At 53.3% G+C, this 25798-nt stretch carries 25 protein-coding genes; 6 read left to right on the top strand and 19 right to left on the bottom strand.

Annotated features, from left to right (window positions below; genetic code table 11):
- Positions 1-48: 48 nt before the first annotated feature.
- The 9 genes from ldtE to N2K86_RS09315 all read right to left on the bottom strand — a co-directional run bounded on the left by ldtE (position 49) and on the right by N2K86_RS09315 (position 9125).
- Entirely contained in the window at positions 49-1062 is a 1014-nt protein-coding gene (gene ldtE, locus N2K86_RS09355) for a L,D-transpeptidase LdtE (protein WP_260661270.1), read from the bottom strand.
- A 97-nt stretch (positions 1063-1159) separates the two neighbouring features.
- The gene (gene sufE / locus N2K86_RS09350; protein WP_100166932.1) at positions 1160-1576 is read right to left on the bottom strand and encodes a cysteine desulfuration protein SufE; all 417 of its coding nucleotides are present in this window, start codon (positions 1574-1576) and stop codon (positions 1160-1162) included.
- 14 nt (positions 1577-1590) lie between these two features.
- Positions 1591-2811 (bottom strand): cysteine desulfurase SufS, encoded by a 1221-nt coding sequence (gene sufS, locus N2K86_RS09345; RefSeq protein WP_260661269.1) that lies wholly within the window; start codon positions 2809-2811, stop codon positions 1591-1593.
- Positions 2808-4079 (bottom strand): Fe-S cluster assembly protein SufD, encoded by a 1272-nt coding sequence (gene sufD, locus N2K86_RS09340; RefSeq protein ID WP_260661268.1) that lies wholly within the window; start codon positions 4077-4079, stop codon positions 2808-2810. Before sufD ends, sufS begins: the two co-directional genes overlap by 4 nt.
- Entirely contained in the window at positions 4054-4800 is a 747-nt protein-coding gene (sufC, locus tag N2K86_RS09335; protein ID WP_010430234.1) for a Fe-S cluster assembly ATPase SufC, read from the bottom strand. The genes sufD and sufC overlap by 26 nt, the downstream gene beginning before the upstream one ends.
- Positions 4801-4809: 9 nt before the next feature.
- A complete protein-coding gene (gene sufB, locus N2K86_RS09330) occupies positions 4810-6300 on the bottom strand; it encodes a Fe-S cluster assembly protein SufB (RefSeq protein WP_260661267.1) in 1491 nt (496 codons plus the stop codon).
- Between the two features lie 8 nt (positions 6301-6308).
- Positions 6309-6677 carry a Fe-S cluster assembly scaffold SufA gene (sufA, locus tag N2K86_RS09325; RefSeq protein WP_260661266.1) on the bottom strand — a complete coding sequence of 123 codons (369 nt, stop codon included), beginning with the start codon at positions 6675-6677 and terminating at the stop codon, positions 6309-6311.
- A 313-nt stretch (positions 6678-6990) separates the two neighbouring features.
- Positions 6991-7719: a MerR family transcriptional regulator gene (locus N2K86_RS09320; protein WP_126815380.1), complete on the bottom strand. Its 729-nt coding sequence runs from the start codon at positions 7717-7719 to the stop codon at positions 6991-6993.
- A 185-nt stretch (positions 7720-7904) separates the two neighbouring features.
- Positions 7905-9125: a diguanylate phosphodiesterase gene (locus tag N2K86_RS09315; protein WP_260661265.1), complete on the bottom strand. Its 1221-nt coding sequence runs from the start codon at positions 9123-9125 to the stop codon at positions 7905-7907.
- Between the two features lie 341 nt (positions 9126-9466).
- Here N2K86_RS09315 and ycgZ point away from each other — a divergent pair, with 341 nt between their 5' ends.
- From ycgZ to fdhF, 4 genes are all read left to right on the top strand, one after another.
- Positions 9467-9706: a regulatory protein YcgZ gene (gene ycgZ, locus N2K86_RS09310; RefSeq protein WP_260661264.1), complete on the top strand. Its 240-nt coding sequence runs from the start codon at positions 9467-9469 to the stop codon at positions 9704-9706.
- Between the two features lie 4 nt (positions 9707-9710).
- Positions 9711-10031 (top strand): hypothetical protein, encoded by a 321-nt coding sequence (locus tag N2K86_RS09305; RefSeq protein WP_260661263.1) that lies wholly within the window; start codon positions 9711-9713, stop codon positions 10029-10031.
- A gap of 29 nt (positions 10032-10060) precedes the next feature.
- Positions 10061-10339, top strand: a complete 279-nt coding sequence (locus N2K86_RS09300) for a biofilm development regulator YmgB/AriR family protein (RefSeq protein ID WP_010430215.1) — start codon at positions 10061-10063, stop codon at positions 10337-10339.
- Positions 10340-10527: 188 nt separating this feature from the next.
- A complete protein-coding gene (fdhF, locus tag N2K86_RS09295; protein ID WP_260661262.1) occupies positions 10528-12678 on the top strand; it encodes a formate dehydrogenase subunit alpha in 2151 nt (716 codons plus the stop codon).
- A 41-nt stretch (positions 12679-12719) separates the two neighbouring features.
- Here the strand turns inward: fdhF and fliB are convergent, their stop codons facing one another.
- The 7 genes from fliB to N2K86_RS09260 all read right to left on the bottom strand — a co-directional run bounded on the left by fliB (position 12720) and on the right by N2K86_RS09260 (position 20036).
- Entirely contained in the window at positions 12720-13937 is a 1218-nt protein-coding gene (gene fliB / locus N2K86_RS09290; RefSeq protein WP_260661260.1) for a flagellin lysine-N-methylase, read from the bottom strand.
- A 103-nt stretch (positions 13938-14040) separates the two neighbouring features.
- Complete coding sequence (locus N2K86_RS09285; protein WP_260661258.1) at positions 14041-14682, bottom strand: helix-turn-helix transcriptional regulator; 642 nt, start codon at positions 14680-14682, stop codon at positions 14041-14043.
- Positions 14683-14721: 39 nt separating this feature from the next.
- Positions 14722-15234, bottom strand: coding sequence for a fimbrial protein (locus tag N2K86_RS09280; protein WP_260661655.1), 513 nt, complete (start codon positions 15232-15234; stop codon positions 14722-14724).
- Between the two features lie 10 nt (positions 15235-15244).
- A complete protein-coding gene (locus N2K86_RS09275; protein WP_260661257.1) occupies positions 15245-16195 on the bottom strand; it encodes a fimbrial protein in 951 nt (316 codons plus the stop codon).
- A gap of 1 nt (position 16196) precedes the next feature.
- On the bottom strand, positions 16197-18740 hold the full coding sequence (locus N2K86_RS09270; protein WP_260661256.1) for a fimbria/pilus outer membrane usher protein: 2544 nt from the start codon (positions 18738-18740) through the stop codon (positions 16197-16199).
- 28 nt (positions 18741-18768) lie between these two features.
- On the bottom strand, positions 18769-19446 hold the full coding sequence (locus N2K86_RS09265) for a fimbrial biogenesis chaperone (protein ID WP_260661255.1): 678 nt from the start codon (positions 19444-19446) through the stop codon (positions 18769-18771).
- Positions 19447-19505: 59 nt separating this feature from the next.
- Positions 19506-20036 (bottom strand): fimbrial protein, encoded by a 531-nt coding sequence (locus N2K86_RS09260; protein ID WP_260661254.1) that lies wholly within the window; start codon positions 20034-20036, stop codon positions 19506-19508.
- A gap of 433 nt (positions 20037-20469) precedes the next feature.
- Here N2K86_RS09260 and N2K86_RS09255 point away from each other — a divergent pair, with 433 nt between their 5' ends.
- Both N2K86_RS09255 and N2K86_RS09250 read left to right on the top strand, forming a co-directional pair.
- The gene (locus N2K86_RS09255) at positions 20470-21129 is read left to right on the top strand and encodes a helix-turn-helix domain-containing protein (protein WP_260661253.1); all 660 of its coding nucleotides are present in this window, start codon (positions 20470-20472) and stop codon (positions 21127-21129) included.
- Positions 21130-21207: 78 nt separating this feature from the next.
- Complete coding sequence (locus tag N2K86_RS09250; protein WP_260661252.1) at positions 21208-21834, top strand: helix-turn-helix domain-containing protein; 627 nt, start codon at positions 21208-21210, stop codon at positions 21832-21834.
- Positions 21835-21880: 46 nt separating this feature from the next.
- On the opposite strand, the gene N2K86_RS09245 is transcribed toward N2K86_RS09250, so the two are convergent.
- From N2K86_RS09245 to ydiJ, 3 genes are all read right to left on the bottom strand, one after another.
- Positions 21881-22075, bottom strand: coding sequence for a YdiH family protein (locus tag N2K86_RS09245; protein ID WP_010430192.1), 195 nt, complete (start codon positions 22073-22075; stop codon positions 21881-21883).
- A gap of 86 nt (positions 22076-22161) precedes the next feature.
- Positions 22162-22572: a 1,4-dihydroxy-2-naphthoyl-CoA hydrolase gene (gene menI, locus N2K86_RS09240; RefSeq protein ID WP_260661249.1), complete on the bottom strand. Its 411-nt coding sequence runs from the start codon at positions 22570-22572 to the stop codon at positions 22162-22164.
- Positions 22569-25625 carry a D-2-hydroxyglutarate dehydrogenase YdiJ gene (gene ydiJ / locus N2K86_RS09235; protein ID WP_260661248.1) on the bottom strand — a complete coding sequence of 1019 codons (3057 nt, stop codon included), beginning with the start codon at positions 25623-25625 and terminating at the stop codon, positions 22569-22571. The genes menI and ydiJ overlap by 4 nt, the downstream gene beginning before the upstream one ends.
- Between the last annotated feature and the right edge of the window lie 173 nt (positions 25626-25798).

The raw sequence follows: 25798 nt of genomic DNA, 5'->3' as shown, positions 1-25798 counted from the left end.
ATAAAATGGCGCACATTGTGCGCCATTTTTTTTGCCTTCGTCAAACCCCTACTGCGTCACCCTCTCCCCTTCCTCTTCGGCTACCGCAGCTGACACCCGACTGTTCTGCACCGACAACACGCTGTTGCTGGCTGATGGGCCATTACCGGCAGACACGACTACCGGGATCCCCGCGCGACGTGACAGGGCTTTATCGATAAGCGCTTTATCACTGTCCGATTGAGCCGCGAAGGTCGCGAAGTCTTCGGAGTGGCTAATGGGCGCAACCTGTGGGTTTTCCCCCTCAACCTGCGCCAACGGACGGTGTACTTCGACGTAGCGTTTCCCGTCCGGCTCGACGGCAAACTTCACCGGCTCATTGATAATCTGGACCCGCGTGCCAACACGCACCTGTCCAAACAGCGCTTTGATATCCGGTGCGTTCATCCGCATACAGCCTGAACTGACTCGTAAACCGACGCTGTCCGGCGCGCTGGTGCCGTGGATAAGATATTCACCGTTCCCTATGCCTAAACGCAGCGCAAAGCGTCCTAACGGGTTATTTGGCCCTGCTGGTACGACCGGCGGCAATTTAATTCCTTGCGCCAGAGAGCGCGCCCTAATGCCCGCTGTCGGTGTCCAGGTTGGATTAGGGATTTTCTGGCTCACGCGGGTGGTCGTCACCGGCGTTTCCAGCCCCAGTTGCCCGATACCGAGCGGAAAGACCTGAACGATATTCTCCCCCGGCGGGAAATAGTAAAGCCGAAGCTCAGCCAGATTGACTACGATCCCTTCTCGCGGGGTATCCGGCAGCAGCATTTGAGAAGGAATGGTGATTACCGTCCCCGGCGCGGGGTTCACCGGAGCAATGGTATTATTGGTTTCAAGAATAAGCTGCGCAGCCGTATTAAACCGGCGGGCAATGGCCTGCAGTTTATTGTCGCCTTCCTGAATCGTGTAGGTTTGATTTTGCCCAATCAGACGACTGCCTGCGGGCGGCAACGGATAATCCACCGCCCGGGCCGAATTAAGCACACCGAGCGAACCAAGGAGTAATAGAGTTATTAGAGACGCGCGCTTCATGCTGAGATTCCTTATTCACTGACAGAACGCCAGAAAGCTGAAAAACCAGCGAGGCGGGAACCACCTCGCGAAACAGAATGAATGCTGTTCTGTAAGTCTAGCTAAGGATTGCAGCTTTGGCGCGAATGCCGCGGATCATCGCTTCCAGTCCCTGGGACCGGGACGGGGTGAGGTGTTGGGTCAATGCCATTTTTTCGAACCAGGGACGAACATCAAAAGCGACAATGTCCTGCGCCGACATCTGGTGATAGAGAATAAAGACGACGGCAATAAGCCCTTTCACAATCGCCGCGTCGCTGTCGCCGTGTAATTCGATAGTGCCATCGTCAGATTGCTTCATCACAATCCACACCTGGCTCTGGCAGCCCTGAATAATATTATCAGGGTTATGCGCCTCTTCGCTGAGCGGCGCTAAACGCTGCCCCAACTCAATAATATAGAGATATTTCTCTTCCCAGTTAGCGCAACGCCCGAAGTTGCGCAGCAATTTATCTTTATCCGGCAGTTCTGCCATCTTTCGCCTCTCCGTTAGCCCAGCAACTGGTGAATGCGTTTAAGCCCCGCCACCAGCCTGTCGACCTCTTCCGTTGTGTTGTACATCACCAGCGACGCGCGACACATTGCCGGCACCTGGTAAAACGCCATCAGGGGCATGGCGCAGTGATGCCCGGTACGGACCGCCACACCATAATTATCAAGAAAACTGCCCACGTCATAGGCGTGATGTTTACCCAGATTAAACGCAATCACACCCTGTCGGTCAGCCGGGCCGTATAAGGTCAAATCCGGTACGCTGGCAAGCTCCGTAAGCGCATAGTGCATCAGCACCTGTTCGTATTCCTGAATGGCGTCAAGGCCAATTGAGGAGACATAAGAGATGGCCGCCCCCAGGCCAATAATCCCACCGGTGTTTGGCGTGCCCGCCTCAAAGCGCCACGGCGCACGCGCATAGGTGGTGCCCTCCGACAGGCTAACGGTGGCGATCATCGACCCGCCCCCTTCCCACGGCGGCATCGCCTGCAGGATCGCCTCTTTAACGTACAGCACGCCTATCCCGGTCGGCCCATAGAGCTTATGGCCGGAAAAGACGTAGAAGTCACAGTCCAGCGCCTGGACATCAACCGCGTGGTGCATCACCGCCTGCGCGCCGTCTATCAGTACCTTCGCACCCGCCTGATGGGCCCTGGCGATAATCTCCGCCACCGGGTTCTCCGTCCCCAGTACGTTAGAGACCTGGGTGACCGCCACCAGCCGCGTGCGCTCATCCAGCAACGCGTCGAGTTGCTCAAGCTGAAGCGTTCCGTCGGCATTCAACGGGATCACCCGCAGCTGCGCGCCAACGCGCTCACAGAGCATTTGCCACGGCACGATATTGGCGTGGTGCTCCATTTGCGTGATGACGATGTTATCGCCCGCATGCACCTGTGCGTTGCCCCAGCTGTTGGCGACCAGATTGATCCCTTCGGTGGTGCCGCGCACGAAGACCAGCTCTTCAGGCGATTGCGCGTTGAGGAAGGCGGCAATCTGCGTGCGCACGTTTTCCATGCGCTGGGTCGCCTCGGCGCTCAGGGTATGAATACCGCGATGCACGGCGGCGTAGCCGTGACGATAGAATTCGGCTTCTGCATCCACCACCTGATTCGGTTTCTGCGCGCTGGCCGCGCTGTCCAGATAGGCCAGCGGCAGACCGTTCACTTCACGGGTCAGAACCGGAAAATCTGCCCGTACTTTCTCGACGGGAAAACTCATGCTTCGCCTCCAGGCAGACGCTGACCTATACGGGCCAGCACCTGCTGTTTTAACGCGCCATCGTGCAGCGCTTCCGTCAGCTCGGCAGCAAACGCGTAGATAATCATCTTCTGCGCCGCCTGCCGATCGATACCACGGGAACGCAGGTAGAACATCTGCTCGTCGTCGATCCGCCCGACCGTCGCACCGTGGCTGCATTTCACATCGTCGGCGTAAATTTCGAGCTGCGGTTTGGTGTCCACTTCCGCCAGACGCCCCAGCAGCAGGTTGTTGTTGGTCATTTGCCCGTCGGTTTTAATGGCGTGCTGGGCCACATTAATCAGGCCGTTAAACACCGCGCGCCCTTTGTCACTGACGATGGTTTTATGCAGCTGACGGCTGTTGCAATAGCCTTTGTTGTGCTCAAGCCAGGTGCGCGTGTCGCACACTTCAGATTTGACCGGCATCGCCAGGCTGTTGATGCGCAGTGTCGTGTTTTCACCGTTAAGCTGGGTGCTGGTATTGTGGCGCAGCACCGCGCTGCCGAGCAGGAAGCTGTGGCTGTACGCCGCGGCATCTTGCCCAAGTAAAATGTCGTTATGGGCAAAGTGGTGGCTCTGCGGGTTCTCAAACGCCAGCTTGATGTGGTGAAGCTGGGCATTGGCCGCCACATTCACCGTCAAACGCGATCCGGTAAAGTGGCGCGTCTCGTTGAGGCTGACGTAATGTTCAATCACCGTGGCCTCCGCCCCCTCCGCCAGTTCAAGATGGTGGCGATAGTGCGCGGTGTTGATTTCGTCGCCGTCCAGACCCTGAGTGATGTGCATCAGCAGCAGCGGCTTCGCCGGACGCTGGTTACGTTTCACGCGGATATTCGTCACAGACTGCGCCAGACTTTCGGTGAGATGCAGGAAGACCTCCGGCTGCACCGGTGCGGCCAGACTCTGATGAACGTCATTCACGGCGATCTCAAAGCCGCTGTGTCGCGTCTCGTCACTGAGTTCCGGGTGAAACACGCCGTCGACAAAGACCAGACGCAGCGCATCCACAGGTAACGCCAGCCCGTCTCGCTGGGCCTGAGTGACGTTCGCCGGACGCGTAACAAACTCGCCGTTCAGCAGGCCATCGAGCGGTGTGTATTTCCAGTTTTCGTGCTTACGGGTGGGCAGACCCAGACGCAGCATCTGCTGAAGGTGCTGCTGGGCCTGTTCAGAACGCGATTGCCCCTGCGTTTCAAACAGCCGGTGCCATTGCTGGAGTGCATTACTGCTGTTCGGTAAGCCAGCCATAACCCTGCTCCTCCAGTTGTTTAACCAGCGTGAAATCGCCGGATTTCACAATGCGCCCCTGGTAAAGCACGTGGACGTAGTCTGGTTTGATGTAGTCAAGAATGCGCTGGTAGTGGGTGACGATAATAAACGAGCGCTTGCCGTCACGCAGGGAGTTCACCCCGTCTGCAACAATCTTCAGGGCGTCGATGTCCAGGCCTGAATCGGTCTCATCAAGAATGCACAGCTCGGGCTCGAGCACCGCCATCTGCAGAATGTCGTTACGCTTTTTCTCACCGCCGGAGAAGCCGACGTTGACCGAACGGGTCAGCAGGTCTTCCGGCATTTTCAGCAGCTTGATCTTCTCTTCCATCAGATCCTGGAAGTCGAAGCGGTCCAGCGCGTCGAGACCGCGATATTTGCGCACCGCGTTCAGCGCCGTCTGCAGGAAGAACTGATTGCTGACGCCCGGAATTTCTACCGGGTACTGGAAGGCCATAAAAATGCCCTCCCCAGCCCGCTCTTCCGGCGACATCTCCAGCAAATCTTTGCCGTTAAATTCAACAGAGCCGTGGGTGACTTCGTAATCTTCGCGTCCTGCCAGCGTCGCGGAAAGCGTACTTTTTCCTGAGCCATTCGGCCCCATGATGGCGTGAACTTCACCCGGCTTGACGTCAAAATTGAGGCCACGCAGGATCTCTTTCTCTTCCACGCTAACCTGTAAATCTTTAATGCTTAACATGTGCTTTCCTTAACCGACGCTGTGTTCAAGACTAATGGCGAGGAGTTTTTGTGCTTCAACGGCGAATTCCAGCGGCAGTTCAGAGAACACGTCCTTACAGAAGCCGTTCACAATCATTGAAATGGCATCTTCTTCACTGATCCCGCGCTGCAGACAGTAGAAGAGCTGATCTTCCCCGATGCGCGACGTGGTCGCTTCGTGCTCAAGCTGGGCCGTGTTATTACGGCACTCGACGTACGGGAAGGTATGCGCGCCGCAGTCAGCGCCAATCAGCATCGAGTCACACTGGGTAAAGTTACGCGCATTGGTGGCCGTCGGCATGATTTTCACCAGCCCGCGATAGCTGTTCTGGCTATGCCCGGCGGAGATCCCTTTCGAGATAATGGTTGATTTGGTGTTTTTACCAATGTGGATCATCTTGGTGCCGGTATCGGCCTGCTGATGCCCGCTGGTCAGCGCCACCGAGTAAAACTCACCAATGGAGTTATCCCCGCGCAGGATGCAGCTCGGGTATTTCCAGGTAATCGCCGAGCCGGTTTCCGACTGGGTCCAGGACATCTTGCTGTTTTCGCCTTCGCACAGCGCGCGCTTGGTAACGAAGTTCAAAATGCCGCCGGTATTGCCGTCGCCCGGGAACCAGTTTTGCACCGTGGAGTATTTCACCTCGGCGTCTTTGTGAATGATGACTTCCACCACCGCCGCGTGCAGTTGATAGCTGTCACGTACAGGGGCGGAACAGCCTTCGATATAGCTGACGTAGCTGCCTTCATCGGCCACCAGAATGGTACGTTCGAACTGGCCGGTTTTTTCCGCGTTGATACGGAAATAAGTCGACAGCTCCATCGGGCAACGTACGCCTTTTGGTACATAGATAAAGGTGCCGTCGGAGGCCACCGCAGCGTTGAGCGCCGCGAAGAAGTTATCGTTACTCGGCACCACGGTACCGATGTACTTTTTCACCAGTTCAGGGTGCTCATGAATAGCTTCACCAAAGGAACAGAAGATGATCCCCTGCCCGGCCAGCTTCTCACGGTATGTCGTTGCCACCGAGACGGAGTCAAAAATGGCGTCCACCGCCACCTCTTTCCCTTCGCGCACGGGCACGCCAAGCTGGTTAAAGGCTTCTTCAACTTCTTTGCTCAGGAAGCTGTTTTCTGCGCCGGTTTGCTGTACCGCACCCGGCTGCGAGGCGCAGGTGTCGTCACAACTGCCGCAGGAGGGCGCGGAGTAGTAGCTGTAATCCTGATAGTTCAATTTGTCGTAGTGCGCTTTCAGCCAGTGCGGCTCTTCCATTTCCAGCCAGGCGCGGAAGGCGCTCAGACGAAATTCGAGCATCCACTCGGGTTCGTTACGTTTGGCCGAGATCGCCCGCACAACATCTTCGTTGATGCCTTTCGCCAGCTCATCGGTCTGCAGCTGCGTGAAGAACCCTTCTTTATAATTCAGGTGTCCGCCGCTCCAGGTGTTCACATCACTCGTTGCTTCAGTATTACGAGACATAGTACCGCCTATACCCCAAAGCTTTCGCCGCAGCCGCATTCGTTCTGGGCTTTCGGGTTATGAAATTTGAATAACTGGTTTAAGCCTTCGCGGACGTAGTCCACTTCGGTGCCGTCGATAAAGGGCATCGCCTGCAGCGCAACGAACAGTTTCGCGCCGTCGGTTTCGAAGACCAGGTCATCTTTGTCGGGTTCGGTGACGGTATCAAGCACGTAACCGAAACCTGCGCATCCTGTCTGTTTGACGCCTAAACGCACGCCGAGGATCTCAGGCTTTTTCGCCACCAGCTCGTGAATATGTGCCGCCGCCGCTGGCGTGAGCGTTAAACCGCGCCAGGCAAAATCGGCCGGATTAAAGGTTTCTGAATGCAGTTCCATAGGTCCACCTCATCTGAATAGCCATCAGGGCATAACACCATGTTAGTGATAACGATTATCACTTCAACCCCTTGTCAGTAGGGGCATCCGGCTAAACCGCCCTTTTTGGTGACTTTTATTAAGCATAGACCCTGTGGAAGGATGCAGGCAGGATGGATTTAATTGTTCAATGCATTGATTAATAGTGCATTTCGTCGCGGCAGTTGTGGCGAAGAGGAGAAAAATAAAATATGCATCGGAAATGCCTATTTTTGAGATAGTTTTTGCACAGGAAGTAACAAAAAACAAAAAAGGCCCTCAAGGCCTCTTACAATCAGTGGTGAAATGAAACAGCAAAACCCTGCTCACGCCAGTGATCGAGCTGTTCCTGCTGGCGAGGCGTGGGGGATTTCCCCGTCCAGACAAAGATTTTTTGCCCGGGAAACAGTTCAGGACGTGGCGAATCAATGGGTTCAGCCAGCACGTCAATATGCCAGCCCTTCTGTGCCAAACGCGCGGCTTCAAGCCAAAGATGCGTTCGGTCATCGCATTCCCAGCCGATCAGAAGCGCGTCTTTACCGGCTTTCTTGCGGGATTCCGCGAGGCTTGCAACCGCGAATTCGATCAGTACGCCGTCAAACAGACTCGCCATGTGACGCACGGTATTTTGGTCCTGGTTCATTCGCTGTCGGACCGGAGAAATAATGTTATCAATCAGCGCATCCATCGCATGATCGCGGCGGAACTCGCCGATTTTGGCGCGCAGTTTACCCGGACTGGCGTAACGCAGAACCGTCATCATCTCTTCCTGGAAAGAGACCCAGTTACCCTGCGTCAGCTCTTCTTTATTTTCCAGTAACGCTTTGACTTTCCCGACCGAGACGCCGGTTTTCATCAGGCGCTTGATCTCTTCGATACGCAGGATATCCTCATCGTCAAACTGACGATGGCCCCCTTCGCTGCGTTGCGGCTTCAACAAACCATAACGGCGTTGCCAGGCACGCAGCGTAACGGGGTTGATACCGCATCGTTCGGCGACTTCGCCGATACTGTAATAGGCCATTAACTCCCTCACGCTCAAAACTTCCATACCTAACCGCACCAACCTTATCAGATTGTACAACGCATTTGTATAACCAACTCCCCATTATGAACAAGTGAAAGGTGTCAAATCCTTTCACTCGTTAATCTATTGTTGTCCAAATTTATCTATTCGTACAGTTAACTCTCGAGGGTCATGTACAGGTTTTAGAAATCGTTCTTTTTCTCAGGCCAGGCAACAGCCGGGATCCCGCCCATACGCGGGCTGGCGAACAGATGTCCCTGAAACTGCGAAATCCCGGCGGATTCCAGCCACATCCACTCCTCGGCCAGCTCTACCCCCACCGCGCAGAACTGTATTTCCAGGGACGTGCAGCATTTGATGATGGCTTGTACAATCGCCTGGCGCGGGCCGCTTTTGTGCACGTTGGCGATCAAATCCCGATTAATCTTGATTCTGTCCGGCTGGAACTGCGCCAGCAACTGCAGTCCGGCAAACCCTGCGCCAAAGTGATCGATCGTCACGCTGATACCCGCGCTCTTTAACTGCCTGACTGAATGTGTAAATTCGTCAAAGCGGGAGATCGCTTCACTCTCCGTGAATTCGACAACGATCTGTTCCGGCACAAAACCACTCGCTTCAATGGCCGTAAGCAGGAAATCAACAGCGTTTGGCACGTTAACCAGCGTCATCGGCAGCAGATTGAGGGACAGCGTTTGGGTGTGTAGCCCCAGCGCGCTGGCCATCGACAGCGCAACCTGCTTGCTCTTCAGATCGGCGTCATAAAGCGCGTCTCGCGGCAGAGTCTGAAAATAGGCCGCAGGTGAATCCCCTTCAGGCGTACGAATCAGCGCTTCCCAGGAGACAATCTGCTGCATAAAAGGATCGACGATAGGTTGAAATGCAAAGCTGCAATCTGCACCTTTTGCCACAACCTCTGCCTGCGCGGATAAAGGGGTCTCTTCGGGAATAAATTCCCAGCTGTTCGCCGGAGGCAGTTCAAAGTAGTTGGCTTTTTCTGTGGCCTCAACAAAGGTGCGGAAAAACTGCAAGGCACGGTCGTTATACGTCAACCGGTACTTCGTCGTCCCTTTATCAAGCACCTGCTGGAGCACTTCGTCTGTATCAAATTGACGCAAATCGAAAAGCTCCATGCCCACATTGCCAAAGCGTCGTGAGGGACCGTGATCGCACATGAGTTCCACCACATTATGATGTCGTGGGTCACGGCAAATTTGCTGATAGATGGCCGTCACATTATCAACAGGCCCTTCAAGTAGCTGGAAAAAATGTGTGCCGTTAAACAGCAAGATCCCCGTGACATCGGAGTGCCGATTTTTACGATTTGCAGCAGCTACCATTTCTTCCAGCGCTTTCACCGGAACGTCCTCGCAGATATGACTGCGGTAAATGATGGTTGTTAGCATGCTATTCCTGGGGGTTTAGAGGTTCGGCCACGAAAAGATCGTGGGTAGAGTGTTGTTATAGCACATTCATTACTTAACAAATAATTTACACGTCAATGATTTAGCGTATTTACAAAGCCTGGTTTTGGTGTTGTACAACTCTCTGAGCACAATCGAGATTGTACAATATATTCTGCAACGATAACGTTAAATGACACACTTTCAACCAACTGATATTTATAAAAATTATAAAATATATCAAGAAAAATTTAAAAATCTGTACATTTTGAATGTACAGATTTGAAAAAAGTGTATACCTTAATTGTAACGTTACTGATTACGGATATTTACAGGAGCGAAACATGAACCAGAACGGTTACGTCGCAGATTCAGCAGCAGCAATCGCGCAGTACTTCGAGAAAGCCGCGCTACCTACTCAGCAGGAGACGCTGGGTCAGGTGGTTGTTGAAATTCTTAGCGACGGGCGACATCTCAATCGCAAATCGCTCTGCACCAAACTTTTAAGTCGCCTCGAACGGGCCCAAGGCCCGGAAGAGGAACAGCATTATCACATGCTGCTTGGACTGCTTTTCGAACGGTAACGTGATGAACAGTAGTGACGCAGATCGCCTGATCGACCAGCTAATCGGTGAAGCCGTTCTTTCTCTTCTGAGAGAGCGTGGCCCAGTCACAACCGAAGGTCTCATCCAGCGTCTGCGCAATATGAAAGCACATGAAAAGGATCCCCAGCGGCGGGAGACACTTGCGAGGGTGATTGCCGAAATCGGTTCAAATGACCTCGCCTTAAAACGTCGCAGAACCGCACACGGACGACCAAAAAGAGAGGGATCTCTCAGAGAGAGTCGAGACAATGTAGTGCCGTTATTTGGTGATGGAAAACCGTCCGATCCAAAGAAGATACATTGACTACAACCATACAGCTACGGTGAGAACAAATGAGACAAAATATTCAGCTTCAACCCGAGTTTCACTCTGCTTTTTTAGACAGTGCGTTATCGGAGTACTTCCGTCATGCAGGCGAACGTTTTGCTGAAGAGTCCGCTGTTTTTTCTACTGCAGTACGCTGTGTCCTTGCCTCTGAAGGGCATCTGACCAATAAGGCCATTATCCTCTGGCTGATCCAGACGCTGGAAGCCACTGACGATGTCGTTCAGGCGGATGTGATCCGCAAGACGCTGGAAATCGTCGTCGGCTATACCATGGACGATCTTTAACCCCCTCCCCACAAAAAAGCGAACGTGTCATCGTCAATTCTGACGAACAGCCTGACGATGACACGCCCTTCGTCCATAACATCCTGTAAATCAAGCACAAAAAATGTGGCATGGATCCTGCTTAGGCCCACTAAGGGACTGGGCTTTCCAGTTAAACATTGCTTCATTTCTTAACAGGTCTGTTATTGATGAAAAAAATCGCCAGCGTCTGCCCATACTGCGGTGCAGGCTGCAAACTTAACCTCGTCGTTGAAAATAACCGTATTATCCGAGCCGAAGCAGCAGACGGCGTCACCAATCAGGGCACGCTTTGCCTGAAAGGATTCTACGGCTGGGATTTCCTTAACGACACCCGCCTGCTCACCCCCCGTCTGACGCAGCCCATGATCCGCTACAACAAAGGAGAGGCGTTTACCCCCGTCACCTGGGAAGAGGCCATTCGCTATACCGCCCACAGGCTCAAGAGCATCAAAGAACAGTTCGGCCCACGGTCAATCATGACCACCGGCTCCTCGCGAGGAACGGGTAATGAGACCAACTATGTCATGCAGAAATTCGCCCGTGCCGTGCTAAATACCAACAACGTCGATTGCTGTGCGCGCGTCTGCCATGGCCCTTCTGTTGCTGGTTTGCAGGAGACGCTCGGTAACGGCGCCATGAGTAACGCAATCAACGATATTGAAAACTCAAAATGCCTGCTGGTGTTCGGCTATAACTGCGCAGACTCTCACCCTATCGTCGCCCGACGCGTGCTGAAAGCGCGTGAGAATGGCGCAAAGATCATCGTCTGCGATCCGCGTCGCATCGAAACGGCTCGCATTGCCGATCAGCATCTTCAGCTGAAAAACGGCAGTAACATGGCGCTGGTGAATGCCTTTGGGTATGTGCTGCTGGAAGAGGAGCTGTACGATAAAAACTACGTCGCACGTTTTACGGAAGGGCTTGAGGCGTACCGTCAGATCGTCAAAGATTACGCGCCAGAGCGCGTGGAACATCTGACGGGCATCCCCGCGCGCGATGTGCGTCAGGCAATGCGCACGTTCGCGGCGGCACCGTCAGCGACGGTAATGTGGGGGATGGGTGTTACCCAGTTTGGTCAGGCGGTCGACGTGGTGAAAGGCCTTTCCAGCCTGGCGCTGCTGACGGGTAACCTGGGCCGCCCGGCCGTCGGCGTTGGCCCGGTGCGTGGGCAAAACAACGTTCAGGGCGCATGTGATATGGGCGTTCTACCCAATATGTTCCCCGGCTATCAGAAGGTAACGGACCCGGCGGTCAGACAGAAATTTGCCGACGCATGGAAGATAGACGTCAAAAGAATGGACGATCGCGTCGGGACGCGCATCACCGAAGTGCCGCATCTTGCGCTGGAAGGTAAAGTCAAAGCGTATTACATCATGGGGGAAGATCCGCTTCAGACAGAAGCCGATCTCGGTCTGGTCCGTCGCGGTTTCGACGCGCTCGATTTTGTGGTGGTTCAGGACATCTTTATGACCAAAACGGCGGAAGTGGCGGACGTGCTGTTACCGGCCACGTCATGGGGTGAACACGGCGGCGTCTTTACCTGCGCCGATCGCGGCTTCCAGCGTTTCGGGAAAGCCATTGAGGCCCGCGGCAACGTCAAGCGCGACTGGGAGATCATCAGCCTGCTGGCGACAGAGATGGGCTACCCGATGCATTACGACGACAACCAGCAGATCTGGGACGAAATGCGCGAACTGTGCCCGCTGTTCTACGGCGTGACCTACGCAAAAATGGGCGAGATGGGCCATGTTCAGTGGCCGTGCCCGACGCTCGATCACCCCGGTACGCCCTACCTGTACAAGGACAATCAGTTCGACACCCCAACGGGCAAAGGGCAACTTTTTGCCGCCGCCTGGCGCGCGCCAGCGGAAACCCCGGATGAGGATTACCCGCTGGTGCTGTGTACGGTACGCGAGGTGGGGCACTACTCCTGTCGCTCCATGACCGGAAACTGCGCGGCGCTGCAAAGCCTGGCCGACGAGCCTGGACGCGTCCAGATGAACCCTGCTGATGCCCATAACCTGGGAATCGCAGACGGCCAACTGGTCTGGGTACGTTCACGCCGGGGTAAAGTGATAACCCGCGCCAGCATCAGCGAACGCATCAACGCCGGAGCCGTCTACATGACCTATCAATGGTGGATTGGCGCCTGCAACGAGCTGACCCAGGATAACCTCGACCCTGTCTCCAAAACGCCGGAAACGAAGTATTGTGCGGTGCAGCTGGAGGCGATTGAGGATCAGCGCTGGGCCGAGGACTTTGCGGCGTCGGCCTACCAGTCCATGAAGTCGCGGTTAATCAGTGCGGTAAACGTTTGAGGAAATGAGGCTCGCACCGCGAGCCTCTTACCACGGATCGTTTAACCAATCAGCAGCAGGCAGGACAAATCATCCCCACCGTTAATTTTATCAATCGCAAAATCGAGTCGTGCATCAATGCTCTGGTTATGCATCGTCTTTTCCGAAAAGCCTGCGATGGTTTTCATTACCACCTGCTGGTCGATCGTTTCCTGCATCGATTTCACACTGAGGAATACTTTCAGATAATAGAAATCCAGAACAATGCGATAAAACTGACGCAAAATAGTATCGACGCTGTTGCCCGGGAAGTAGCTGCTATACAGTTTATATAACAAGTAATTACGTAAGACGTGCGGTTCGGACAAGCAGCTGTTCTCGCATAATCTGTGCCACTGCAGATTGAGGTCAGCAAATTTTTTATCCAGTTCCACTGTGTCATGATGATTAGCGAAATCCAGATAGTCTGCAATAGCTTTATGCCCGTTGAGGATGGTCTCTTCTCTCGCGGAAAAACGTGCAACATTCGTCCCCATAACGGACAAGGCAAGATACTTCATCGCATTTGATTGACCAATATTATTGGCCTGTAAGAGAGAATGGCCATTTTTCAGTTCAGCCATCAGCATTTCATAATAATCTTCAACCTGCTCAAATTTATTATGCAAATCGAAATTTACGTGCTGCAGGCATAAAATAAACTGCGCCAGCGCCATCAGGTTCTCTTCAACGTTAATCGACGGAGACTGAATTAAGTTCCAGGCAAAAAGATGGATGACCTGAGTAACGTCAGCCATAGACTGACGACGTCCGATGAGGTTGGTTTTGTAGACTGGCCGTAGCGTTTCCTGCTCCTGAAGCAGCATGGCATCCGGGTCGAAGAGCACCAACCGAACCACTTCAGGACAGGAGAGCGTCATCGTGTGCCGGGTTTCATCTTCGTAGCGGGTTGAACCTCGCGGATAGGTGCTACAGGTGTGGGACAGCGCGCTTTCCCCTAATTCACGGTGTATCAGACAGAGTTTATTTTCGTCGATAAAGGGGCAGTCGCCCTTCTCATCCAGCTTCACCCTGGAATAGCTATTTTTCCCTTTGCGCAGCGGAATGAGGTTCGCTTTTGCAAGACGAGAAATGTCCGAATGCGTTGAGGAGATGTATTTTCCATGCGTTTTCTTATCAATGGAAATTTGCCAACCACGGCAACAGGACATCAGGCACGCTGGCCCGACACACTGGAATTTGCTCACAAAAATCGGTTTGATGGTCTTATGAATTTGCATACGAATAGGTCATTATTTAAAAGCAATGAAAATAACATTACCTCAGGCGAAGTCGATAGCGCCATTACTCAACAGAACAGCGGGTTATTCAGACCATTAGCCGTTACGCATAATTATTTTCCAGGTAATCGCGAAGCGGGTTTGGCCGACTCTTTTTCTCCATTAACCTTCGGAGCAGAACGATCAACTCGTAATCACTTCGCAGGTTAAACTTCTGCATCATCATATATTTATGGGTAAAGACTGTTTTATCGCTCATCTTTAATATGTTGGCGGTCTGCACAACCGAGTGTCCCTGATAGAAATTCACCATAATTCGAATCTGTTGCGGTGATAAGACTTTATGCTGGCATTCGAAACAGGATTTTTTATTCCAGGTGTAGCCCGGTAATTGCGTCCTGAACAAGGCGAGAAACAGTGCGCCGCTTATACGATCAAGCGAAGCACGACGAGAGAGGAAAATGATGTCCTGAAAACAGGAGGGCAACGCGGAAAAACGTAGCTCATCATCCACCAGACCTATCACAATCCCTTTTTCCCGGACCTGTAATTCAGGAAAACAGGTCAGCGTTTCACCCTGACAGAGCGAAAGGACAATAATATCGGCCTGAATGACGTTGCCCTCGGTCAGGCCAGCGTTAAAACGGATGGGCCGATGAAAATTATGCTCAAAAAAATCTTCGAAAAAATACTGCAGCCCGGCCTGAAAAAATAAATCCGTTTCCTGAATCAGGATATTCAACATAGCTCACCCGCGTCTTATTATAAATGTGATTTCCGCCATTCAGTTGTATTGCATCGTCATCACAACAACCGCGCTGATGCTTCCCGGCGTCGCGCCACCGGACCGGGATATCACCGATGCCAGCATGGGCATGCTGGCCGTTCGGTCTGCTGCAATATTTTGCGTCATGCTGGCGCCCGTTCCTTTGAGCATGCCGGTCCCTGCCTCACGCATGGCAACCGCCACGTTCGTTGCCGAGCCGTTGTTCATGTAGTACTCCACCCCGGCTACCGGATCGGGGTTTCCGGTGAAGGAGACCGTTACGCTGCGCGTCCCCGCGGGACATTGCGTAAACTGCAGATTAAACGCCACCGGGTCGGACGATGAACCCGGCGTCATCATGTTTGTCGCCTGAATATTGCCGAGATTAATATCCTGCTGCGTATTCCCGCCATTAAATACGCAGGGCGAGGCGACAATATTTCCCGTCACGCCAAGATTCACGTTATCGGCGGAAAAGGCCTTCCAGCTCAGCAAGGCGAGAAAGACCCATTTCTTGTGCGATATTTTCATCATTTACCTGCTACTGGTAGGTCAAATTAAGCGTGGCCGAGGCATTGGCCGCGCCGGATTCGACAGACGTTAACGTCTGGTAATATCTTGCCGTTAACGGCAGCGTCTCTTGTCCACCCGAAGATTGTTTTAATAGCAGGCGGCTATTCAACACCAGCGGCGTGCCGTTATATAAAAGCTGCACGCCAACGCCTTTTGCCGTACCGGCAGTTCCCTGTCCGGTTAATGCCATTACGCTGGTGTTCGCGCTATCCGGATTCTGTATTCCACTGAGCGAGACATTAATATTGGTTCCGGGGCTGCAGGTTAACCCGAGATTTTGCGTATTCTGCGCGGCTGCGGGGGTGGTGCCGATCGCCGAGCCAAATGCTGAGGCGGAAATATCGCCAATGGGGAACGTCAGCTGAGGCGTGGTAATACTGCAGGCAAGCGCATTGATCGTCCCGCTGGTGAGCTGGGTCGTCAGGCCGTCGCGGTAGATGCCGTCGCTCCCCTGAAGCGTCACTACGCCTATGACTCCTGGCGTTAAGGCACCAGACGAAACCGGACCGGTGACCACAAGTTCAATTTTGCCGCCGTACCAGACAACGTAAGAGGTCTGCGCATTATAAGAAAACGTATTGGCTGGATTTTCAAAATAGTTATTCGAAGAAAAACGAATACCCATTCCGCTGATATTGGTGTTGTAAACATGGTTGCCATAGCTGCTCAACGTGGCATTGTTATAGCGCATGCTAAATCCGAGCATTAAAGGATTACTGCACCCGCTAAGATAGGATCCTGTACTGGACGCCGCGCCGGAGAATATCACCGTCCCGACAGGCGCATCGCGCTGGACATTTATCGTGCCCACCGACAGCGTGGAAATTTGCGGCGTTATTGTCGTGCAGGTCCCTGCACGCACGCTGTTATTCCAGCCGATGAGTAAACAGAGCAGTAAAATAGCCTGAAGTAATTTCATGTTAATGCTCCTGGCGACACGTGGCACTCACGTCCGTTATTCCACTGTAGGCTGATTGTTTCGGCAGACTGAAATCAGCACGGCACTGTTGGCCGTCCTGATTTCCCCAGGTCGCAACCAACGTCCCCTGCTCGCTCATGCCGGTCAAATACACCTGGCCGCGATCGCCCACAATGAAACTGTTGTTACGCTCACCCGCGAGGGTGACCACGGCCCCAAACGGGACGGGACGATTGTTGTCTGTCAGGGTCATCAGCACCCGACGTCCGACTCTGGAAAGGTAGTCAGCTCTCACCACCGCCCCGCGCGTCGGCGTGACCGTACGGGTATTGATCTCCAGCTCAACATCATCGGGCATATTTTCCGGATCGAGGATGAGATCGTTTTTTCGGTACACGGACAAATTACTGACCACCGTATAACCGCGATAATCCGTACGTACTCCGGATTGATTTCGAATATCGACACCCCGCGCGCCGGGCGCTTTTATCAGGGCATTCGTCTCACCCAGCGGCTGAGAAAACGTGACGCCGTCGGCATGAGCGAGTATGCCCCCCTGCAGCCCGTAATAGAGGCGTTCGCTATTTTTGTCGTAGCCATAGCCTGCAGAGAGTTCACCGTAGGTAGCTTTGTAGTCGCCGTTAACGTTGCCGGTATAGCCCACGCCATCTGTGCCGTAACCCTGTTGAACGTTCCAGTTGAGCGCGCTATTTTCGAGCGCGACACCGTTCATCCCGATATTGTGTGTTGTTCCATTATTCTTACTGGCATTCATGCCATAGTTAGCCCACGTCCGGGGCAGGAATGTATCCAGCGGCACGCTGATGTTGAAAGCCAGCAACCGATCGCGATCGTCGGTTTTCGTACTCCCTCTGCCGTATGCCGCAGGGCTGACATTTTTGCTGTATGTCCAGGTCACCCCGTAGCTGATGTTATGCCAGTCATTGTTATATCCGACACTCCAGGAGGCCATCGACTTGCCGGAGTTCCAGTAATCTTCCCGCGCCGCGCTAAGGGTTAGAGATCCAAGGTCGCTGCCCAGCGTCTGGCTCATCGTCAGCTCTGCACGGTTACGCCGCCTCTCCTGAAGCGCGCTGCTGTCACCGTAAGAATCCAGCACCTCCTGCATCCCGTAATAACCGCGGGTTGAATAGCGGTATCCCGCGATGGAAAAGTTCGTCCCGGTATTCACGAAATTCTTGCTATACCTCGCGCGTAAGGACTGACCGCTAGTTTTGCCTGTGTTATCCGGCGTTGACCAGCCCTGCGTGACGTCCGCTGAGAGCGCGCCGAAATCGCCCATATTCTTACCCATCCCCATCGCCAGCGACCGGTATTTACTTGAGCCCTGCACTCCGCCATAGAGGGTGACTCCCTGCTTCAGGCCATAAATGCCGGTAAGTTGCCCGAAAGGCGTGTTGTCCACGCTGTGGTTATAGGATCGATATTGCCCCCCGGTGAGGGCATATTTCAGACGACCCTCGCGCTGCAGTACCGGTAACGACGCATACGGCAGTATGAAATGTTGCTCACTGCCGTCGGCTTCTTTGATCGTCACGTCCAGATCGCCTGCCCCTCCGGTCGGATACATATCCGTAATCTCGAATGCACCGGGTGAAACGTAGCTTTGGTAAATCTGATAACCATTCTGACGCACCACAACCTGCGCATTGGTACGCGCGATACCACGTACGACAGGGGCATAGCCCTTCAGGGAGTCTGGCAGCATGTCGTCATCAGATGCCAGCTGAGCACCGCGAAACGGCATACTGTCAAACACATCAGCAGGTGCAGAACTGTCTCCGAGCGTCAGCTGTGCTTTCAGGGGGATCACCGCACGCTGGGCGTAGGTATAGACGGTGTCCCACCTGTCCTGACCGGAGCCATCCCGCGACCACGTGGAGTAATTGCGCAGACGCCACGGACCGATATTGATCCCAGGACGCAGGTTGGCGTACTGACTGTCGCTGTTGTTGCCTTCAGCGTGGCTCGCCCGGGCGTTCGCGCCGCTCAGGCTGTAATTGAGCATGGCCGCCGCGATCCCCTCATCCCACAACTCTGGAGACACATAGCCTCGTGCAGGCAGATCAATCGCCGCCTGTGGAATGCTGATCAGAAGGCGCTGAGCGCCAAACTGAAAATCGGTACTGGCTTGCGGAATGGCCTGAAGATCCGCGCAGCCACTTTTTCCCGAAGCAAGCTGAGGAAATAGCGCGGTTTTGACTCCCCACTGTGTTAACTGGTCGATGCTCAGGCAAGGCTGCAATATCTCATTACCGCTGTCGCTTTTAACTGCGGCAAAGGCGATATCGCGGGTCTCCATTAACTGGTCGTCAAGAATGATGTCAACATGGTACGTTCCCGGTGCCTGAGAGCCTGTTTCAAAAGCCGACAGGTCTGCTTTGCCCATTCCAGGATTATCCAGCTCAACCAGTTCCGTATTAAACGTTTCACTGGCATAAAGTGCCGGTGATGAACCGGCAAGTGCGCAGGCGATTAATATCGCCAGACGAGCAGGCCGTATCCTGTGCGTTGATGTTGTCATTGCAGGAAATCTAATGAATGCACGAGCATCAGAAACTGGCTTGATGTGCGCTGCCAGGACTGCCATAGTCATTAATCACTTTAAATGTGAGAGAATGACCACTCCCCCCTTCAGGTAATAAAAACCGGGCTGATGCGCCGGGTAAAACATACGTCACATCATCAAGTTTTCGCCCGCCCAGGGTAATCTCATTGAAATTGATAACGTAGGGCGTGGGGTTATTCACCTGAATCGCATTCCCGGATCGTTGCCAGGTTAATTTATTCGCGTGATCGTCCGGGGTTGACGCACGCAAACCATCAGGCCGATAAATTAACTTAATCCGCGTCTTTACCGCAATTTGCAGGGCGTTCATCTGTTTTGAGGCTGAAGGAATCGCTTTAATATTCAACCAAAATAAACTTTCCTTCTCCTGAGGCAGGGAACCCGTCATAACAATGCGCTCAAGGTTTTTTTGTCCGCCGTCAAGGCGATACAACGGCGGCGTAATAATAAACGGTGCTTTACCCTCCCCCCCGTCCTGCATCTCTATCCATGACTGGATCAAATAAGGGGTATTGTCAGGGTTAGTAATATTGATTGTGGCTTCTTTCTTCGCCCCCTCGAAAATAACGCGAGTACCACCAATAATAACCCCAGCATTGGCCGTCATTAATGTCAACGGTAACAGCGCCACCGCCAGTCCTGTTGTTCTGATAAAACGCATGGTAAAAACCTCGTAAAACAAAGGGGCCGGGTCGGCCCCCTACTGATTGCTGCAAAAACTTAGTTGTAAACCACAGAGAAGTTCGCGACCGAGTTAGCCGGACCGGCAGTGACTGATGAGGCGGTCGAAATATACTGCGCATAGAAGTTCAGCGTATTATCTGCGGTGCTGCTCAGTGCATAGGAATAGCTGTTGCTACCATTCAGAGGCAGATCGGCCTTATCGGCGCTCATCAGGTTGATTGCCACCCCTGTTGCCGCCCCCGCAACCGAGGAGTCAATCGCCAGCAGGCTGGCGTTGGTTAAATCAGGTGTACCGTCAAAGCGCACTTTCGCATTAGTCACAGAGACCGGACAGTTTTTCAATACAATACTGAATGGTGTGGCAGTGGTTCTGGCTCCCGTTGTCGGGAATTCAGTTTTATAATAATCGCCCAATACGACGACCTGATTCTGAGAAGCCACATCAATGTCGCAGGCGGAATCCAGAATATTACCGTTAAAATTAACGGTACCCGCTGCAGCAAAAGCCTGCGTCATCGGCAGTGCAGAACTCACTGCCAGCATTGCCATCATCATTTTCTTATTCATAATAACCTACCCTGTATCACTTTATTTATTACTGAAATCCGGGCAAACGTTCCCCACAAGTTTCAATCAACCTGAGCGTTGCCTTTTATTTTTTGTCAGGAACCAGATAAATGACTAAAGAATAGAAATCTGTGCACTCCTGTCGACAAGTCAAAATTTAACCAACCCTTATTCCGCACACAATCTTTTTGAGGTCTAGCTGTGGACTTGCACTTAACAATCACGAAACATTATCTTTTGGCTAAATCATAGACAGATTAATCAAGGTCTACTTTTAGACTCCTAATGCAAAACCTTTAAATTCATAAGATTAGATTTTACATATCCTCCAGTCTATTATTAGACCGGCTTCGATCATTCCCTGAGATGCTGTTTTTTAAGATAATTCTTTATGTCGATCAAAAAATGATCGCATGAGTGAATGAGGCATCTGATGAATACCCGAATGGCTGCAGAATGTAGTAAAGACAATTCCACCGTGCTCCACCTAAAACCCTATAAGCACATTGAAAAAATTATCGATACCGTACTTCCTTCAGCAGAAAGGAAAATACTGTCCAGAGGGGAAGTGGTTCACTATTACAAGAGTGATATTCGCCAGTGTTTTTTACTGCTCCAGGGGAGCGTGGCATTACACCGCCGTGGAGATGGTATTGTCTTAAATTCTGAATCAGCGCCCTTTATTCTGGGTGTAAGCAGCCAGTTCTCCTCTGAGCATCTTTATGTCAGGGCGCTGGAAACCTCCGAAGTCGCGGCTGTGTCACTGGAGCGTTTTAATTGCATCGTTGCGCAGCAAAATCTGTGGGAGCATTTTTCTAACCTGCTGATCTATACCGCCTCACGCGTCTATGAACACTGTGCCCAGATATCGCAAATGTCGGCTTACGACATTATCCGCTTTCAGCTTGTTGAACTGATGCAGGAGCCTGAGGCGATAAGGCTCAACACGACCGCCGCAGCCTATATCAAAAGCCGGACCTATCTTTCCCGTAGCGGCATTATGCGTATTCTGGCGGAGTTACGAACGGGTAAATACATCACTATGGCGCGCGGAGTGCTGATGGATATCCATCACTTACCCCGAAAGTACTGACCTCACATTTATATCTGGAGAAGGTAGAGGATAAGAGCGACACTATAATAAGTCCGGTCTTTTTTCAGGTTTCAGACAATGTCTTCAGCACAACAACATCGTGGCTCTCCCTACGCCCAGGAGCTGATCTCTTATTTAAAGCCGTACTGCACCATGCGCAGAACAGGCCGTGGCGAGCAATTCGATCTTCAGGTTGACGGCAAGGGGATCTGTTATTTAATTCTGGAGGGGACAATTGCCATCTACCGCAGAAGCGATGACATGTTGCTCTCCACCGCCCGCAGCCCTGCTCTGTTAGGTCTCGCGAATCTGACGGACATTTATTTCAATGATTACATCAAAACCGTGAGTCCATGCCTGATTGGCATTCTCTCTGCCGAGAAGGTCAGTGAAATTATTAAAGAGAAAGCGCTATGGGGCCTGCTTTCTAAACAGCTGATGTTTGTCTATAGCCGACTGTATAACAACGTGATGCCACAAGGCGCACCGACCGCGTATGAGATGATTCGCCAGCAGCTTGTCAAGCTGATGGAGGAAGATGAGGCTTATCGGCTCGGCGTGACGGCGGAAAGGTATATCAGGGAAAAAACGCAGCTCTCGCGCAGTGGCATTATGCGCATTCTGGCCGATCTAAAAACAGGCGGGTTTATTGAAATCGATGAAGGCAGGCTGATAAAAATCAATAAGCTTCCCGCCAAATACTGAATTCCAGACACAAAAAAGGCCGCATACGCGGCCTTTTCATTCGCACTCAATGGACGTGAACGCCCAACCGCCAGGCAAAATAGATCTCTTCTTTCAGCTCGTTTGAAGAGAGCGCCAGCAAATCTGCAAATTCCAGCTCAAGTTGTTTCAGTTTTTTCAGGTACTGCGCCGGAGACAGGTTGCTCTTATCGCGACGTAAATATTCAATTGCCAGCTGGGTTGGGGTTATTTCAGTATCCATGATGTCCTCGCTTATGTACAAATCCTGACCAGTATATCACAACGCACTGGCTAGTTTTTGACCATAGGCAAAAACATCAGGAAACTTTACACAACTGCCGTCGTCAGTCTTGAGGAGCAGCACAGGCGTTCCTGCTCATCAAGAATATCGATCTGCCACACCTGATGACGGCTCCCGGCATGAAGCGCGCGGCAAATACCGCGCACGCGTCCACGGCGAACTGAGCGGATATGGTTAGCGTTCACCTCCAGCCCGACAACCTTCTGCTCCCCTTCGGTACAGAGATAGCCCGCAACCGAACCCAGCGTTTCGGCCAGCACAACGGACGCGCCGCCGTGCAGTAAACCAAACGGCTGATGCGTGCGGCTATCGACGGGCATCGTTGCTTCCAGCTCACTCTCACCAATGCGGGTAAACTGGATGTCCAGCAGCCCCACCATATTCCCCTCGCCCATGGCGTTTAACGCCTGCAGCGTCACCGCACGTTTCCAGATCATCCGATAATCTCCAGCAAAGCCTGTAATGGGTGGCGAACACCGTTACCCTCAACGCGTTTCACCTGGCTGCGACACGAATACCCCGTTGCCAGACAGCGGTTACGCGGTAGACGCTGCATCGCCTGTTGCCACGATAATTCATAGATCCCAAGCGAATTGGCGTGGTTTTTCACTTCGTGCCCGTAGGTACCTGCCATACCGCAGCAGCCTACGCTGACGTTTTCCAGCTTCGCGCCAAAACGGGCGAATATAGTGGCCCACTGGGCAGGTGCACCCGGCAGTGCCGTGACTTCAGTACAGTGGCCAAACAGATACCATGGCTCACCGCTGGCCTCACGTGCGGCGGTTTGCTGTAGCGCTAAAGGCAGCCACTCGTGTACGAGCATGACGTGGAAATCACCGCGTTTTTCGCCCAGCGTCTGCTTGTACTCATCGCGGTAGCACAGTACCAGCGCCGGATCGACGCCGACCATGGGTATCCCAAGCTGCGCCACGCGATTAAGGAAGTCAGACGTTTTCTGCGCCGTCTTCGCAAAACGGGTCAGGAAGCCCTTAATGTGCTGCGCCTTGCCATTCGGGGAGAACGGCAGCACAACCGGCTGGTAGCCCACTTTTTCCGCCAGACGGATAAAATCGGCCACCACCTGCGCATCGTAATAACTGGTAAACGGATCCTGCACCACCAGCACCACGTTCGCTTTTTGCGCATCACTCAGTGCTTCAAGCTGTTCCAGCGTCATGTTTGCCGAGCGGTGTCCCACCAGCTGGCGTTGCAGCGACGGTGTCGAGAGCAGCGGCAGATCCACCATGCCGATATGTTTTTCGGAAAGCTTACGCACCAGCGGCTGATTGATAAAGAAGTTAAAGGTTTTCGGCGCACGCGCCATCAGCGGGGCGTAGCTTTCCACCGTCGCCACCAGATGGTCGCGCATCGGTCGCAGATAGCGCGTGTGATACAGCTGGAGGAAGCGCGAGCGGAACTCCGGCACGTCGATTTTGATCGGACACTGCGTCGAACAGGCCTTGCAGGCCAGGCAGCCGGACATGGCCTCTTTCACTTCATGCGAGAAGTCGTATTCGCCTTTATTCGCATGCCAGCTGTTGCGGGTACGTTCGATAAGGGAACGCAGGCTGGCGCGTTTTTCCGGCAGTTCCTGCTCGAGCTTGAGCGGGTCGACGCCCCGGTCCGCCAGCAGTCGCAGCCACTCGCGCACCAGCGTCGCACGCCCTTTTGGCGAGTGGATACGGTTGCTGGTGATTTTCATCGACGGGCACATCGGGCTCTTCACATCGAAGTTAAAGCACAGACCGTTACCGTTGCACTCCATGGCGCCACGCCAGGAAGAGCGTACCGCAATCGGAATTTGTCGGTCATAGGTACCGCGCTTGACCGCATCCACCTGCAGCATTGGCGCGTCAACGCCCTCAGGCGGGCAAATCTTACCGGGATTGAGGCGGTTATCCGGGTCGAATGCCGCTTTGACCTTACGCAGTTCACCAAAGAGTTGCTCCCCGAAGAACGCCGGGCTGTACTCCGCGCGGAACCCTTTGCCGTGCTCACCCCACAGCAGGCCGCCATATTTAGCGGTTAAGGCCACCACGTCGTCGGAGATCGCCTTCATCAGGATCTCCTGTTGCGGGTCACACATATCCAGCGCCGGACGCACATGCAGTACGCCTGCGTCCACGTGGCCAAACATGCCGTAGCTCAGGCCGTGGCTGTCCAGCAGCGCGCGGAATTCAACGATGTAATCCGCCAGATGTTCCGGCGGCACGCAGGTATCCTCGGCAAACGGAATCGGCTTCGCGGCCCCTTTCGCATTCCCGAGCAGCCCCACCGCTTTTTTACGCATCGCGTAGATACGCTCAATGCCGGAGAGATCGTTGCACAGCTGCCAGCCGATCACGCCGCCTTCACCGCGTGCAATCAGTTCGTCCAGCCGCTGACACAGCGTGCTCACCTGACGTTCAATCAGTTCGGCGTCATCGCCAGCGAACTCAACGATGTTAAGACCGAGCATCTCTTTGTCGGGGACATCGGCGATCAGCTCACTGACCGAATGCCAGACGATATCTTCTCTCGCCAGGTTCAATACTTTTGAGTCAACGGTTTCCACCGACAACGCCCGCGCATCCACCATAAACGGCGCGTTGCGCAGGGCAGAATCGAAGGAGTTGTATTTGACGTTTACCAGGCGACGCACCTTCGGCAGCCGGGTGATATCCAGACGCGCTTCGGTAATAAACGCCAGCGTGCCTTCCGAACCGGTCAGCACGCGGGTTAAATCAAACTGGGTCAGGTCGTCGTTAAAGACGTGACGCAGATCGTAACCCGTCAGGAAGCGGTTCAGTTTCGGGAATTTGTCGAGGATAAGCTGACGGTTATCGCGACAGCGTTCCAGCACGGTGCGATAAATCCGCCCGCTCGCCGTGCTCTCTTTACCCAGCGTCTCGGCCAGTTCAACCGGCATTGGCTGGGTATCGAGGATATCCCCCCCCAGCAGCACCGCACGCACGCCCAGCACGTGGTCGGAGGTTTTACCGTAGACCAGCGAGCCCTGACCGGATGCATCGGTATTGATCATCCCGCCAATGGTCGCCCGGTTGCTGGTCGACAGTTCCGGCGCAAAAAAGTAGCCGTACGGTTTTAAGAATTGATTAAGCTGATCTTTGATAACCCCCGCTTCCACGCGCACCCATCCCTCTTCAGGGTTGATTTCAATGATGCGGTTCATATAGCGGGACATATCGATAATGATACCCTGGTTCAGCGCCTGCCCATTGGTGCCGGTACCGCCGCCACGCGGGGTGAAAACCAGAGAGGTAAAGCGCTCCTGCGAGGCCAGACGGGCAATCAGCGCCACATCCGCCGTAGAGCGTGGAAAAACGACGGCATCGGGGAGAAGCTGGTAGATACTGTTATCGGTCGCCATCGTCAGCCTGTCGGCATAGTTCGTGGCGGTATCACCTGTAAAACCCTGTTGCTCCAGTGCTTGCAAAAAATTAAGCACCAGCTGAACGACGCCAGGTGCCTGAGAAATCTGTGGGATCATGAATGTCGACCCTAATTAGAGTGGTGTGAAATCGTTTGCGTTGTGTCTGGAAAGTTTTATCACATTTTTTTCTTATGTGCTTCGCTGAATTACGGGCAAAATCCGCCTGTCAAAAATCGCTGATGTCACTAATGATTAGAGAGAAGCGGTTTACGTTCTCGCCAGCCATGCTG

This window comes from Enterobacter mori, assembly GCF_025244905.1.
Lineage (GTDB): Bacteria > Pseudomonadota > Gammaproteobacteria > Enterobacterales > Enterobacteriaceae > Enterobacter > Enterobacter mori_A.
This window is presented reverse-complemented; position numbering and strand designations above follow the sequence as displayed.

What these genes read in the sequence shown, in the direction of transcription:
- sufC (WP_010430234.1), bottom strand. Translation starts at nt 4,800, where the DNA reads ATGTTAAGCATTAAAGATTTACAGGTTAGCGTGGAAGAGAAAGAGATC.
- N2K86_RS09320 (WP_126815380.1), bottom strand. Translation starts at nt 7,719, where the DNA reads ATGGCCTATTACAGTATCGGCGAAGTCGCCGAACGATGCGGTATCAAC.
- fdhF (WP_260661262.1), top strand. Translation starts at nt 10,528, where the DNA reads ATGAAAAAAATCGCCAGCGTCTGCCCATACTGCGGTGCAGGCTGCAAA.
- ydiJ (WP_260661248.1), bottom strand. Translation starts at nt 25,625, where the DNA reads ATGATCCCACAGATTTCTCAGGCACCTGGCGTCGTTCAGCTGGTGCTT.
- N2K86_RS09315 (WP_260661265.1), bottom strand. Translation starts at nt 9,125, where the DNA reads ATGCTAACAACCATCATTTACCGCAGTCATATCTGCGAGGACGTTCCG.
- sufA (WP_260661266.1), bottom strand. Translation starts at nt 6,677, where the DNA reads ATGGAACTGCATTCAGAAACCTTTAATCCGGCCGATTTTGCCTGGCGC.
- N2K86_RS09270 (WP_260661256.1), bottom strand. Translation starts at nt 18,740, where the DNA reads ATGACAACATCAACGCACAGGATACGGCCTGCTCGTCTGGCGATATTA.
- N2K86_RS09265 (WP_260661255.1), bottom strand. Translation starts at nt 19,446, where the DNA reads ATGCGTTTTATCAGAACAACAGGACTGGCGGTGGCGCTGTTACCGTTG.
- sufE (WP_100166932.1), bottom strand. Translation starts at nt 1,576, where the DNA reads ATGGCAGAACTGCCGGATAAAGATAAATTGCTGCGCAACTTCGGGCGT.
- ldtE (WP_260661270.1), bottom strand. Translation starts at nt 1,062, where the DNA reads ATGAAGCGCGCGTCTCTAATAACTCTATTACTCCTTGGTTCGCTCGGT.
- N2K86_RS09300 (WP_010430215.1), top strand. Translation starts at nt 10,061, where the DNA reads ATGAGACAAAATATTCAGCTTCAACCCGAGTTTCACTCTGCTTTTTTA.
- N2K86_RS09255 (WP_260661253.1), top strand. Translation starts at nt 20,470, where the DNA reads ATGAATACCCGAATGGCTGCAGAATGTAGTAAAGACAATTCCACCGTG.
- fliB (WP_260661260.1), bottom strand. Translation starts at nt 13,937, where the DNA reads ATGCAAATTCATAAGACCATCAAACCGATTTTTGTGAGCAAATTCCAG.
- sufD (WP_260661268.1), bottom strand. Translation starts at nt 4,079, where the DNA reads ATGGCTGGCTTACCGAACAGCAGTAATGCACTCCAGCAATGGCACCGG.
- sufB (WP_260661267.1), bottom strand. Translation starts at nt 6,300, where the DNA reads ATGTCTCGTAATACTGAAGCAACGAGTGATGTGAACACCTGGAGCGGC.
- N2K86_RS09285 (WP_260661258.1), bottom strand. Translation starts at nt 14,682, where the DNA reads ATGTTGAATATCCTGATTCAGGAAACGGATTTATTTTTTCAGGCCGGG.
- N2K86_RS09280 (WP_260661655.1), bottom strand. Translation starts at nt 15,234, where the DNA reads ATGAAAATATCGCACAAGAAATGGGTCTTTCTCGCCTTGCTGAGCTGG.
- sufS (WP_260661269.1), bottom strand. Translation starts at nt 2,811, where the DNA reads ATGAGTTTTCCCGTCGAGAAAGTACGGGCAGATTTTCCGGTTCTGACC.
- N2K86_RS09245 (WP_010430192.1), bottom strand. Translation starts at nt 22,075, where the DNA reads ATGGATACTGAAATAACCCCAACCCAGCTGGCAATTGAATATTTACGT.
- N2K86_RS09250 (WP_260661252.1), top strand. Translation starts at nt 21,208, where the DNA reads ATGTCTTCAGCACAACAACATCGTGGCTCTCCCTACGCCCAGGAGCTG.
- N2K86_RS09275 (WP_260661257.1), bottom strand. Translation starts at nt 16,195, where the DNA reads ATGAAATTACTTCAGGCTATTTTACTGCTCTGTTTACTCATCGGCTGG.
- menI (WP_260661249.1), bottom strand. Translation starts at nt 22,572, where the DNA reads ATGATCTGGAAACGTGCGGTGACGCTGCAGGCGTTAAACGCCATGGGC.
- N2K86_RS09260 (WP_260661254.1), bottom strand. Translation starts at nt 20,036, where the DNA reads ATGAATAAGAAAATGATGATGGCAATGCTGGCAGTGAGTTCTGCACTG.
- ycgZ (WP_260661264.1), top strand. Translation starts at nt 9,467, where the DNA reads ATGAACCAGAACGGTTACGTCGCAGATTCAGCAGCAGCAATCGCGCAG.
- N2K86_RS09305 (WP_260661263.1), top strand. Translation starts at nt 9,711, where the DNA reads ATGAACAGTAGTGACGCAGATCGCCTGATCGACCAGCTAATCGGTGAA.